The sequence below is a fragment of the Enterobacter sp. genome, assembly GCF_977039595.1.
Genome location: NZ_CDRQYH010000039.1, coordinates 1 through 12,080, shown reverse-complemented (window position 1 = coordinate 12,080; position 12,080 = coordinate 1). Strand labels below are relative to the sequence as shown.

The following is a 12,080-nucleotide window of genomic DNA, read 5'->3' as shown; positions in this document are numbered from 1 at the left end:
TGCTGTTCTCTCATTTCGGAAGTCATGTGGCTCTCTTGTTTCTTTATAGGATCACGTCGATTAACTCCGGCCCCTGATTTTTCACATTATCCGCGGTGCGCGTCACGGCGTTCCAGATGAACTCGTCGGCGGGTACTGCTCCGTTGGCAGCAATCTCTTCAGCTTCTTTCCCGCCTATATCCTGCCGCATCCACTTGCGGGCAGCTTCTGATCGCAGAACCAGAGGACGACGGTCGTGAATGTCGACCAGGCCTTTATCCGCTGCAGACATCACGATAAGAAATCCCTCTGATTCATCACCACGCTCAAATGGCGTGCTGCCGACCGCTGCCATGAATATCGGCTGGCCACCTGCCCGATGAATGAAATGGGGCTGCTTCTTATCGCCTTCCTTTTTCCACTCAAACCAACCGTCTGCAAAGCAGATTGCCCGGCCATACTGCCACAGAGGTTTAAACATTCTGCTGGTGGCGACCGTTTCGACGCGCGCGTTTATCAATGGTGCTTTGTCCCGCCAGCCTGGCGCGTAGGATCACAGGACCGGGTCAAGATGCAGCTGCTCGTCGCGTTCGCTCAGCAACAGAATTTTAGTACCGGGCGCGACGTTGTACCGGCCAATCGGCTCCGGGTCGTATACGATGTCATGGTCGTCTTCGTCGGCAAGATATAGCAGGTATTCTTCACGGGGTTGGACTTGTGCAAAACTTCCACACATAAAAAAACTCCAGTCAGTCAGTCAGAATGAAAGTAAAGGGCAGGGAGAAAAAGTCGCGCGCTGGTAAAGTCTTACAAACGGATCGGTGGGGAATATGCTCTTGAGGGGAGAGAAGGTAAAGCGACACGTTGCGAAACGGGAAGTAGCTACGCAAAATTGGAGGATGTTGGGCGGCGAAATGAGCTGCTGGGGGGAGTTTTTAGGGCGTTTGATTATCCTACATTCTCCGTTATCGTCTGATAACGAACCAAAATGTCATTTTTCTTTGATAACATTATTGAATGTTGAAGGGTCTACATACCATATTTATAAGTCATGAAAATTTATCAGAGGAAAAGCACCGTGGTCGTCACCGCGATAAACGCAATAAACAGCAGCACCATCACTGCTATCGCAAAGGTCGTGGAGTCCTGGACGTAGGTTTTTTCTTCCCCCTTCATTGGGCCGACAAGCATGATCCAGATGAAGATAAAGGTCACTGAGGCAATCACGACTGAAACGAAAAACAAACTTTCTCTCAATTCATAACCTCAACGAGAACCTTTCGGGCGCTGTGTGGGGACGTACTACGGTGAAAATATCTTGAAACGGAAGTGATTACACCAGACCAATAAATCACAAGAATTTATCAGTCTGGTCATCAATATGCGGAGTGTTACGCCACGTTACGGGCGTGCCCGGCAAGAACGGCCAGCGCTTCACCGTTTTCGATAGTGATGTATTTACCCTTAACGGCCAGCATCCCGCTTTTCTGGAAACGACCCAGCAGACGGCTGATGGTTTCCACGGTCAGACCCAGGTAGTTGCCGATATCGCCACGCGTCATCGTCAGACGGAATTCACGCGGCGAGAAGCCACGCTCGGCGAAGCGGCGGGAGAGGTTGTAGATAAACGCGGCCAGGCGCTCTTCGGCATTCTTTTTAGAAAGCAGCAGGATCATGTCCTGATCGCCTTTGATCTCACCGCTCATCAGACGCATCATCTGCTGACGCAGGTTAGGCATCTTGCCGGACAGATCGTCCAGGGTTTCAAACGGAATTTCGCAAACCATCGAGGTTTCGAGTGCCTGAGCAAAGCTCGGGTGGTGGCCCGTACCGATGGCATCGGTGATCTGCTCATCGCCCTGTTCGGTGATGGTGTAGCTCTTGATGGTGCCAGAACGGATAGCATAGAGCGATTTCAGTTCGTCTCCCGCTTTAAACAGCGTCTGCCCTTTCTGAATAGGCTTCTTACGCTCGATAATATTATCAAGCTGATCGAGTTCATGCTCATTCAGGGTAAACGGGATACAGAGCTGGCTGATGCTGCAATCCTGGCAATGGATAGCACAACCGCCAGACTGAATGCGTCGTATAATTCGCTTTTCCGGGATCATAGGTTTGCTCAAGCCTTAATTGATATTGGTCAATTTTAACATCTTTTTGGTAAGTACGTAAGCCTGACAAACCCTCAATAAGGACAAGAGACGACAATGCGTCGCCATCTTCTTGAAATTCCACAGCTTGATTATGGATTTTTAGCCTAACCGGTAGAAAATTAAGCACAAAAAGCCTGGGAACTAGAGCAAGAGATACCCTTCGTGACGCAGCAACCACTCTTTTCGCTGCACGCCACCGGCATAGCCTGTCATGGTACCGTTGCGGCCAATGACGCGATGGCAGGGTACCACGATGCTGACCGGGTTAGAGCCGTTAGCGGCACCCACCGCGCGTGCAGCGCCTGCGCGGCCTAACTGCTCCGCGAGCTGGCCGTAATGCATGACCTGCCCGCACGGAATCGACCGCAGCGCCTGCCACACTTCGCGCTGAAAAGGCGTGCCAGCCGTGGCGGTCGGCAGAGTATCAATGATGCTGAGATCGCCTTCGAAGTACGCCGCAAGCTTGTCGCTCAGCCCACCCGGGTTGGTGGCGCTGATACGTTCATAACCCTGCAAGCGGTAATGAATATTGAGCAGCTCTTCCATGCGGTCGCTGTGCTCTTCCCACTCAACGGCGCGCAGATTGAACGTCTCATCCGCGATAACCCACAGCGGTCCAAGCGGCGTCGCAATCTTATCTTCGAGTAATCTCAGCATCCTCATTCCTTCAGTTCAGCCTCGGGTATATTCCCGGCCCAATCGGCAGGCCGACAAGATACCATGCCACCAGCATCACCAGCCATACCCCTAAAAAGATAAGCGGGTAGGGTAAAACCAGCGAATAGTAGGTACCCAGTTTGGCCTCGGGTTTATAGCGCTGGAGGAAGCCTAAAAACAGCGGAACAAACGGCGAGACCGGCGCCAGCGGTATCACCGAGGAGTCCGCGATACGGAACAGGATCTGGGCAAACGCCGGGTGAAAACCCAGCATCATAAACATCGGCACGAAGATCGGGGCCAGAATCGACCAGATGGCGGAGCCGCTGGCGATAAACATGCACAGCAGGGATGACAGCAGCGCCAGGCCAACAAACGCCGGTACGCCGCTTAGCCCGGCAGCCTCCAGCGCGTCGGTCAGGCCCACGGCCATAAACTTGCCCATGTTGCTCCAGTTAAACATTGCCACAAACTGGGCCAGCGGGAACACCATCACGATAAAGCCCGCCATCTCTTTCATCGGCTCGATCATCAGCTGCGGCAGATCGCCCTGACGGCGGATTTTGCCGGTGGCGATACCGTAGGCGAGCGAGACGACAAAGAAAAACAGAATAATCAGCGGCACGATGCCCTGGATAAACGGCGAAGGCAGGACCGTATGTTTAACCGGATCGCGCAATATGCCGTTTTCCGGCACCACCATCAGCGCCACCAGCGCGATAAAAGCCAGCGAGACAATCCCCGCCACGCGCAGGCCAAAGCGCTGCGTTTCGCTCAGCGTCTCCAGCTTTTCATCGCTACGGCCTTCCCATTTGCCCAGGCGCGGCTCGACGATCTTATCGGTAATCAGCCCGCCGACAATCGTCAGGACAATGACCGAGCTTGCCATAAAGTACCAGTTGTCGATCACGCTGACGTGCATGGCCGCATCAATGGTTTTCGCCGCCTCCGTACTGATGCCCGAGAGCAGCACGTCGGTGGTGACGATCAGCAGGTTGGCGGTGAATCCACAGCCCACGCCCGCAATCGCCGACAGCAGGCCCGCCACGGGGTGGCGCCCGGCGGCGAGAAAGATCAGCGCCCCCATCGGCGGCATGATCACCAGCGCGGCGTCGGAGGAGATATGGCTAAAGAAGGCGATAAACAGCACCATGTAGCTGGCGTACCGCGCGCTGACGTGAGAAGCCATCTTTACCATCAATGCGGGCAGCAGGCCCACGCGTTCGGCCAGTCCGGCACCCAGCACCAGCGCCAGAATGGCGCCCAGCGGGGCGAAGCCGCTGAAGTTTTTAATCACGTTGGGTAAAAACCAGTGCAGCCCCTCAACGCTGAGCAGGTTTTTCACCGCCACCAGGCTGCCGTCGGCCGGACTGCGCACGCTGACGTCAAAGGCGGAGAGCACGGCGGTGGCGACCATCAAAATCACAATCAGATAGATAAACAGCAGGAAAGGGTGCGGCACTTTATTGCCGATCCTTTCAACCCAGCCATAGAGCTTACCGGATGGGGAATGCGAAGGTATGGATGACATACTCATGGGCGTTCCTCGGGAGTGTTGTTGTGTTGTGTTATGTTTTTTTATTTTAAAGGTGACGGTGTCACGCCCCGTGGGATCGGACACGCGTACGGTTTTTCTTGTATTTGCTGTTCAAACTCTTCACGGCATTTTTTCAGCAGCGATGCGTCCTGCAGCAGATTGAGCGCGGTTGCGCCCATCACTTTCCCGGCCAGCAGCATGCCTTTGTGGGCAATAGAGGTTCGCCCCTGAGACACCAGCTGCCAGGTGTGCAGCGGCGTGCCGACGGTAAAGCAGGGGCTGAAGCACTGGGCCACCGGCATTTTCCAGCTGACGTCGCCCACGTCGGTTGAACCCGCCAGCACGTTGTCGGTGACGGCGTAAGGCGCGACTTCATCTACCAGCAGCGTCGCCTGATGACGACGGGCAAAGGCTTTACCCGCGTCGCCACCCGTGGCGGCAATATTTTTCAGGCTGTTTTGCAGATCGTTGTGCGTCAGCGTGGCGCGGATCTCGCGGGCAAATTTTCGCTCTTCTTCGGTCCACTGCGGCGTGCCGTAGTGCTGCAGGGCGCGATACATCGCCGCCTCGAGCGTGCGGTTCGGCAGATAGCTTGAGCAGGCTTTATCAAAGCGACACTCGACGGTGGTTTCGGTCATCATCGCCGCGCCCTGGGCAATTTTCTCGATGCGTTCGTAGATCTGCTGCGCATCGGCCATCTCCGGGGCGCGGATCAGGTACAGCACTTCGGCCTGCGCCTGTACCACGTTGGGGGAAATCCCGCCGGTGTCGGTGATGGCGTAATGGACGCGCGCTTTCTCAATGATGTGTTCGTTGAGGAAGTTGGTGCCGGTGGTCATCAGCGTCACGGCGTCCAGAGCGCTGCGTCCCAAATGGGGGGAGTTGGCCGCGTGCGCCGCCACGCCGTGAAAACGCCAGGCGGCCTGAATATTCGCCAGCGTGCTGACGTTAAACATCCCGGCAAAGGCTTCCGGGTGCCAGGTGACGGCGGCATCGACGTCATCAAATAGCCCTTCGCGCACCATAAAGGTTTTCCCGGAGCCGCCTTCCTCGCCGGGACAGCCGTAAAAACGCACCGTTCCGCTGCCGCCGTGCTGCTCCAGCCAGCTTTTCACCGCCACAGCGCCCGCAAGCGCCGCGGTGCCTAAGAGGTTATGCCCGCAGCCGTGGCCGTTAGCCCCCGGCGTGGCGGTTTGCGCGGTCGCGCAGTGTGCCTGCTGGCTTAACCCGGCCAGCGCGTCGTACTCGCCCAGCAGGGCGATAACCGGTTTTCCGCTGCCGAAGCTGGCGATAAAGGCATTTGGAATACCGCCTGCCTCGCGGGTCAGCGTGAAGCCTTCTGCTTCCAGCTCGCTGGCCAGCCGTTCGGCGGACCAGAACTCTTCAAAGCGGGTTTCGGGACGATCCCAGATCGCGTCGGCAATATCGGCTAACGTCCGACATCGCGTGTCGATCGCATCGGCAATAAAAGCGTAGTTCTCCTGCATTACACACCTCGCGTCCACGGGAAATTAAGCGCAGTTCGCGCCAGCGTTTCGATGGCGACAGGCATCACCTGCTCATCGAAGTCGAATTTTTCGTTGTGATGCCCGGCGCTCAAATCCGTGCCAAACACCATATAGGACGCCATGCCGCCGTTCTGCTGCACGCGGGCCATCATCAGCGTGGCGTCTTCGGAACCCGCTGGCGCTTTCACCTTATTGATGGCGTGAACAACCCCGGAAACCCGGCTCGCCTGTTCGCGCAGATAATCAACCCAGGCCGGCGTCGGCGCGCTGGAGGTGGCAGCCCCCATCAGGCGCATCTCCGCGCTCACGCCGTAGAGCGCCGCCGCGCCGGTAATCACCGCCTTCGCGCGTTCAAAGACATACTGATTAATCGCTTCGCTTTCGCCGCGGGTTTCAACCTTAATCAGCGCATTCGCGGGGACCACGTTGCGCCCGCTGCCCGCCTGCATCACCCCGACGTTCACCCGGGATGCGCCGTCGCTGTGCGGGGCGATGCTGTGCAGGGCGAGGGCGGCCTGCGCGGCGGCGAGCAGGGCGTTACGACCGTCCTCCGGCTTACCGCCCGCGTGCGCGGCCACGCCGGTGAAGCTCACGTCGAACTTGGTGGTGGCCATAAAGTTATCGCTGCCGCAGATTACCGTCCCCGCAGGTACGCCGGTGCCAATGTGAATGGCCGTGAAATAGTCCACGTCATCCAGCGCCCCGGCAGCAACCATGGCGCGCGCGCCGCGCGTTCCTTCTTCGGCAGGCTGGAAGATCAGCTTGATGGTGCCGTTCAGCCGGGCTTCATTCTGCTTAAGCACCTGTGCCAGCCCCAGACCAATGGTGGTGTGGCCGTCGTGCGCGCAGGCGTGCATCATGCCCGGATTGCAGGAGGCAAACCCGTCGCGGAACGGGCGATGGCTGTCGTCAAGCGCTTCGCTTAAATCAAGGGCGTCCATGTCGATGCGAAACGCCAGGGTTGGGCCCGGGCGGCCGGTATTCAGGGTGGCGACAATGCCGGTAAACCCGCCTTCAAACGGCGTCAGCCATTTCTCAGGCGCGCCCTGCGCCCGCGCGCGGGCAAACTCTCGCGCCAGGGTTGTGTCATCGGGTAACCCCATCCGGCTTTCGGCATCGACCACGTCGCGGCCCATCGCCAGTGCGTAACCCAGCGAGTCCAGTATTTCCGCGACTTTCGCGGCGGTACGAAACTCTACCCAGCCGGATTCCGCAAAATGGTGAAAATCGCGACGCCACGCGCTCAGCTGCGGCGTTAACGTCTGGATGTACTGCGCCAGTGTGTCCATATCTGTTCCTGTCATCATTAAAATATGTGAACTGCTTCACGCTGTGATAGTTTTTACTTATCACCAACCGATTTTTCACAGTTTTAACCGTTCAGGAATTACCCTCGCACATCCCTTTCCATTAAAGTAGATGACAGTTTCTTTACTCTGATAAACAACGGTTATCGGTCGGGCTATGACATTCCAGATTAAATTTCATCAAATCCGGGCGTTTGTTGAGGTTGCGCGTCAGGGCAGCATTCGCGGTGCCAGCAGGACGCTGAATCTTTCGCAGCCGGCGCTGACCAAATCCATCAAAGAGCTGGAGGAGGGCATGGCGGCGCAGCTTTTCGTGCGCAGGAGTAAGGGCGTCGCGTTGACCGAATGCGGTGAGGGCTTTTACCAGCGCGCCCGGTTGATTCTGGAAGAGCTGCGTGCCGCGCAGGATGACATCCGTCAGCGGCAGGGTGAGCTGGCCGGGCAGATCAACATCGGAATGGGAGCCAGCGTTTCGCGCACGCTTATGCCCGCCGTTATCACACGCTTCCATGCGCAGCATCCGCAGGTCAAGGTGCGGATAATGGAAGGGCAGCTGGTGTCGATGATCAATGAATTACGCCAGGGCGAGCTGGACTTCACCATTAACACCTATTATCAGGGACCTTACGACCAGGAATTTACGTTTGAAAAACTCTTCGAGAAGCCGTTTGCGGTATTTTGTCGCGAAGGGCATCCGGCAACGGGGGCAACGTCGATTAATGAACTTCTGCATTATAACTGGACAATGCCGACGCCGCGGGGAAGTTATTATAAGCAGTTAGAAGAGGTATTTAGCCATCGCTCGCAAATACCGCGAATTGGTGTGGTCTGCGAAACATTTCCTTCCTGTATTAGCCTGGTCGCGCAAAGTGATTTTTTAAGCATATTGCCGCAGGAGTTAGGCTGTGACCCGCTTCTGGCGCACCGCCTGGTCATGTTACCGGTTGTCGAATCGCTTCCCAAAGCAGCATATTATTTAATTCAGCGCCGTGATTCACGTCAGACGCCCCTTGCTGAATCATTAATTACGCAATTCAGGAGAGAAGCGAGGAAAATAATCGTGGCGTGAAAGTGAGATAATAAAAAAACAGGATCTGCCCGACATCAGACAGATCCTCCAGTACACACAGCAGTGCGTCCTTTCGCCAATCCTGAGTATTATATCCATGAAGCAGGTATATTTAGGTATAACACCTTTTCCGCAAAATGGAAGGGTGTTGAGTGTTTGATTTTACGAAAATTTAACACAAATCACTTATTTCATTCTTGCTGAAATTTTAGTTAAGTCTGATTTAAATCCATTTTATAAATACTATATATATTCATCAGGTTAATATTTATGGCCCACGGCGGCCTGTAACGGTGATTGAGGCCTGTCTCGGGCGCAGGTATAGTACCGTCCTCAGTTGTAGCCGGAGGATATCCATGAACCCTGACGACAAATCCTTTTTTCTTGACGCCATGGAAGATGTCCAGCCGCTGAAGCGTGGCCCGGATATTCACTGGCAGCCCAGCCGCAATACGCGGACGCGCCAGGAGGTGGATAGCGAACAGCTGGATAACTTCCTTACGCTGGATTTTCTTGACCTGCTTCCCCTGGAAGAACCGCTGGCGTTCCAGCGCGAAGGGGTACAGCAGGGCGTTATTGATAAGCTGCACTCGGGTAAATATGCCCGCCAGGCCAGCTTAAACCTCCTGCGTCAGCCTGCCGAACGCTGCCGTCAGATGCTCTATTCTTTTATTCGCCAGGCCGGACGAGACGGGTTACGCAATCTGATTATCATTCACGGGAAAGGGCGCGAGCAAAACTCGCATCCCAATGTGGTGCGCAGCTATCTGGCACGCTGGTTAACCGAGTTCGAGGAAGTGCAGGCCTTCTGCGTGGCGCTGCCGCATCACGGCGGCAGCGGGGCATGCTATGTTTCACTGCGTAAATCCGATGAAGCAAAACAGGAGAACTGGGAGCGACACGCCAAGCGCAGCCGCTAGCGGGCGATATTCTCGCCCGCCTGAAACTCAGAAGGTTTCCCAGTTGCTGTCGGTGGAGGCGTTTGCGGTTGCCGGGCGCAACAGCTGAGGCGTTTTCACGCTGGCCGGGCGTGGGGCTACCGCTTTTTCTTTGCCGTTCAGACGAAACGCGGCCACCGCCTGGCGCAGCTGCTCGGACTGATCTTCCAGCGCCGCCGCCGCCGTGGCGGATTCCTGCACCAGCGCGGCGTTTTGCTGCGTCACGCTATCCATCTGCGAAACGGCCAGGCTCACCTGCTCAATGCCGCGGCTCTGCTCGTCAGAGGCAGAGGAAATCTCGCCCATGATATCGGTCACGCGGGTAACGGCGGCGACAATTTCCTTCATGGTGGTGCCCGCCTCGCTGACCTGCTCAGAACCGGTATTCACCCGGCTGACGGAGTTCTCGATAAGCCCTTTGATCTCTTTCGCCGCCTGCGCGCTGCGGCTCGCCAGGGTACGGACCTCCCCTGCGACAACCGCAAAACCACGGCCCTGTTCCCCGGCGCGTGCCGCTTCCACCGCGGCGTTTAGCGCCAGAATGTTGGTCTGGAACGCGATGCTGTCGATCACGCCGGTAATATGCGCAATTTGCTGCGAACTGTCGGCGATTTCGTTCATGGTGCGAACCACGTTATCCACGACGTGACCGCCGCGCGCGGCCGTTTCAGAGGCGTTTTTCGCCAGCAGCGTGGCCTGACGGGCGTTATCGGAGTTCTGCTTAACCGTCGCGGTCAGCTCTTCCATGCTGGCAGCGGTCTCTTCGAGCGAGGCGGCCTGCTGTTCGGTGCGAGCGGAAAGATCGTTGCTCCCTGCGGCAATTTCACCTGCGCCGGTGTAGATGGAATCGGTACTTCCGCGTACGGCGCTGACGGTGGTTACCAGCGACTGCTGCATCTCATGCAGGCCGGCGGCCAGCTGGCCCATCTCATTGCGACCCGAAATCGCGATATCCTGCGTCAGGTCGCCCCCTGCAATGGCGCGAATATGGTTCATAATGGAGTGGAGTGGTTTTAACAGCAGGTGCTGTAACCCCTGCCAGATGACCACCAGAACCGCGATCACGGCCAGCAGAATTGCCGCCAGCGTCCACTGCATCTGCGTGAAGCTGCTCTGGTTCTCTTCGGTTGCCGCCTTCAGCAGGGTATTGTTTTCGGCGCGCCAGCGGTTATAGACCGCTTCCATCTCGTCCTGTGCCTGCTGGGCGTCCAGATCGCCATAGGCCTGATAGTTGTCGGCGCGCAGATACTCAATTGATAAACGCATGACTTCGTGCATCTGGTTCCAGGATTTCTGCATCTCGTCGGTCAATGCCGCCTCCTGGCCCTTAACCTGCGGCAGTTTCTGCCACTCTTTGTTATAGGCTTCGGCTTTTGCCAGCGAGTCGCCTGCGGTGCCCAGCAGTTTATTGATCGCCGCAAGGGAAGCCGGGTCACGCTGGTTTTTCAGGTAGCGGATCGCCACGCGGGTGACGGTGACGCGCGTTTTCACCAGCGTGTTCACGCTGTCGCTCAGGCTTTCCTGCTGGGCGTTGAGCACGCCGGAATTCTGGAAGTTATGGCGATCGTTGCTGACGGCAGAGTAGAACAACCCTCCCGTGACAACTTGCAGCAGACAGAATATGGTGAGGGCAAAGATAATTCCGGTAATCACGTGCAGATTTTTCAGCATAGCGGTCGTCCGTTAGAAAGGATGCAGAGGTACACCAATACTATCGTCGTATAGAATTTAAACTTTAATTTAACTCGCGCTTAACTAAGGGCTCCGGTGAGGAACCTGTTGTAAATCCGGATCATTTTTATGAGGAAGGTTAACATGAGCAGCATTGATAAAAGCGGGACGTACGCGCTCGGGACGCGGATGGTGAAACGACTGGGCTACGGTGCGATGCAGCTCGCCGGGCCGGGCGTCTTTGGCCCACCGAAGGATAAGCAGGCCGCGCTGGACGTGCTGCGCGAAGCGGTGGCGGCGGGGGTGAACCACATTGATACCAGTGATTTTTATGGTCCTCATATCACCAACCAGCTGATCCGCGAGGCGCTTCATCCTTACCGGGACGATCTGACGATCGTCACCAAGATTGGCGCCCGTCGCAACGACAAAGGCGCCTGGCTGCCGGCCTTTTCCGCACAGGAACTGACGCAGGCGGTGCATGACAACCTGCGTAATCTGCAGCTGGACGTGCTGGACGTGGTGAATCTGCGGATCATGTTTAGCGCACACGGGCCTGCGGAAGGGTCGATTGCTGAACCGCTCTCCACCCTGGCAGAATTACAGCAGCAGGGGCTGGTGCGGCATATTGGCCTGAGCAACGTCACGGCCACCCAGGTTGCAGAAGCGCAGAAGATGGTGCCGGTGGTGTGCGTGCAGAACATGTACAACATTGTGAACCGGGGTGACGACGCGCTGGTGGATCTGCTGGCGCAGCAGGGGATTGCGTATGTGCCGTTCTTCCCACTGGGAGGCTTTACGCCGCTGCAATCTTCCGGGCTGAAGGCTGTCGCGGATTCACTGGGCGTCACGGCAATGCAGGTTGCGCTGGCATGGCTGCTGCAGCGTTCTTCGAATATTCTGCTGATCCCGGGCACCTCTTCCGTGGCGCATCTGCGGCAAAACCTCGCGGCGGGGGAACTGCAGCTGCCGCCTGACGCGCTGGAAACATTGAATACGCTGATGGACTGATCGTCACAGGCGCAAAGCCCGACATGCGCTTCCGGGCTTTGCGCGTTTTAAATCTTCTGACACTTCAATGCGTTTGGGTTCGCTTCCGGAAATGACCTTGATCCTTGTCCACAATCCGTAATACTGTATTTATATGGGTCTTCCCTTGATGTGGTGGCTGAAGGCATGATAATGGTGTATTTAATCGCCAGAGGTCACCGCCATGGACGAAAAGTCCCTCTACGCTCATATTCTCAACCTGTCCGATCCG

Annotated in this window: 10 protein-coding genes and 1 pseudogene; 3 read left to right on the top strand and 8 right to left on the bottom strand. The window is 56.6% G+C overall.

The window, feature by feature from the left end; genetic code table 11:
• Positions 1-43: 43 nt before the first annotated feature.
• From ACWYRJ_RS13085 to ACWYRJ_RS13055, 7 genes and pseudogenes are all read right to left on the bottom strand, one after another.
• Positions 44-715, bottom strand: a pseudogene (locus ACWYRJ_RS13085) (SOS response-associated peptidase).
• Positions 716-1,041: 326 nt separating this feature from the next.
• The gene (locus ACWYRJ_RS13080) at positions 1,042-1,224 is read right to left on the bottom strand and encodes a hypothetical protein (RefSeq protein ID WP_014883604.1); all 183 of its coding nucleotides are present in this window, start codon (positions 1,222-1,224) and stop codon (positions 1,042-1,044) included.
• 146 nt (positions 1,225-1,370) lie between these two features.
• Positions 1,371-2,090: an FNR family transcription factor gene (locus ACWYRJ_RS13075; RefSeq protein WP_455508032.1), complete on the bottom strand. Its 720-nt coding sequence runs from the start codon at positions 2,088-2,090 to the stop codon at positions 1,371-1,373.
• A gap of 183 nt (positions 2,091-2,273) precedes the next feature.
• On the bottom strand, positions 2,274-2,789 hold the full coding sequence (ogt, locus tag ACWYRJ_RS13070; protein WP_045401311.1) for a methylated-DNA--[protein]-cysteine S-methyltransferase: 516 nt from the start codon (positions 2,787-2,789) through the stop codon (positions 2,274-2,276).
• A 10-nt stretch (positions 2,790-2,799) separates the two neighbouring features.
• Entirely contained in the window at positions 2,800-4,326 is a 1,527-nt protein-coding gene (gene abgT, locus ACWYRJ_RS13065; RefSeq protein ID WP_455508031.1) for a p-aminobenzoyl-glutamate transporter, read from the bottom strand.
• A gap of 41 nt (positions 4,327-4,367) precedes the next feature.
• Complete coding sequence (locus ACWYRJ_RS13060; RefSeq protein ID WP_455508030.1) at positions 4,368-5,813, bottom strand: M20 family metallopeptidase; 1,446 nt, start codon at positions 5,811-5,813, stop codon at positions 4,368-4,370.
• Positions 5,813-7,123: a M20 family metallo-hydrolase gene (locus ACWYRJ_RS13055; protein WP_455508029.1), complete on the bottom strand. Its 1,311-nt coding sequence runs from the start codon at positions 7,121-7,123 to the stop codon at positions 5,813-5,815. Before ACWYRJ_RS13055 ends, ACWYRJ_RS13060 begins: the two co-directional genes overlap by 1 nt.
• Before the next feature lie 175 nt (positions 7,124-7,298).
• On the opposite strand from ACWYRJ_RS13055, the gene ACWYRJ_RS13050 reads away from it, so the two are divergent.
• Complete coding sequence (locus tag ACWYRJ_RS13050; protein WP_455508028.1) at positions 7,299-8,210, top strand: LysR family transcriptional regulator; 912 nt, start codon at positions 7,299-7,301, stop codon at positions 8,208-8,210.
• A gap of 356 nt (positions 8,211-8,566) precedes the next feature.
• A complete protein-coding gene (gene smrA / locus ACWYRJ_RS13045) occupies positions 8,567-9,130 on the top strand; it encodes a DNA endonuclease SmrA (protein ID WP_271367754.1) in 564 nt (187 codons plus the stop codon).
• Between the two features lie 27 nt (positions 9,131-9,157).
• Here the strand turns inward: smrA and tcp are convergent, their stop codons facing one another.
• Positions 9,158-10,819: a methyl-accepting chemotaxis citrate transducer gene (tcp, locus tag ACWYRJ_RS13040; RefSeq protein WP_455508027.1), complete on the bottom strand. Its 1,662-nt coding sequence runs from the start codon at positions 10,817-10,819 to the stop codon at positions 9,158-9,160.
• Between the two features lie 144 nt (positions 10,820-10,963).
• On the opposite strand from tcp, the gene ACWYRJ_RS13035 reads away from it, so the two are divergent.
• The gene (locus tag ACWYRJ_RS13035) at positions 10,964-11,830 is read left to right on the top strand and encodes an aldo/keto reductase family oxidoreductase (protein WP_455508026.1); all 867 of its coding nucleotides are present in this window, start codon (positions 10,964-10,966) and stop codon (positions 11,828-11,830) included.
• Positions 11,831-12,080 lie beyond the last annotated feature (250 nt).

Excerpts from the sequence above, each read along its gene's own strand:
- ACWYRJ_RS13050 (WP_455508028.1), top strand. The coding sequence starts at position 7,299 with ATGACATTCCAGATTAAATTTCATCAAATCCGGGCGTTTGTTGAGGTT.
- tcp (WP_455508027.1), bottom strand. The coding sequence starts at position 10,819 with ATGCTGAAAAATCTGCACGTGATTACCGGAATTATCTTTGCCCTCACC.
- smrA (WP_271367754.1), top strand. The coding sequence starts at position 8,567 with ATGAACCCTGACGACAAATCCTTTTTTCTTGACGCCATGGAAGATGTC.
- ACWYRJ_RS13055 (WP_455508029.1), bottom strand. The coding sequence starts at position 7,123 with ATGGACACACTGGCGCAGTACATCCAGACGTTAACGCCGCAGCTGAGC.
- ACWYRJ_RS13060 (WP_455508030.1), bottom strand. The coding sequence starts at position 5,813 with ATGCAGGAGAACTACGCTTTTATTGCCGATGCGATCGACACGCGATGT.
- abgT (WP_455508031.1), bottom strand. The coding sequence starts at position 4,326 with ATGAGTATGTCATCCATACCTTCGCATTCCCCATCCGGTAAGCTCTAT.
- ACWYRJ_RS13075 (WP_455508032.1), bottom strand. The coding sequence starts at position 2,090 with ATGATCCCGGAAAAGCGAATTATACGACGCATTCAGTCTGGCGGTTGT.
- ogt (WP_045401311.1), bottom strand. The coding sequence starts at position 2,789 with ATGCTGAGATTACTCGAAGATAAGATTGCGACGCCGCTTGGACCGCTG.
- ACWYRJ_RS13035 (WP_455508026.1), top strand. The coding sequence starts at position 10,964 with ATGAGCAGCATTGATAAAAGCGGGACGTACGCGCTCGGGACGCGGATG.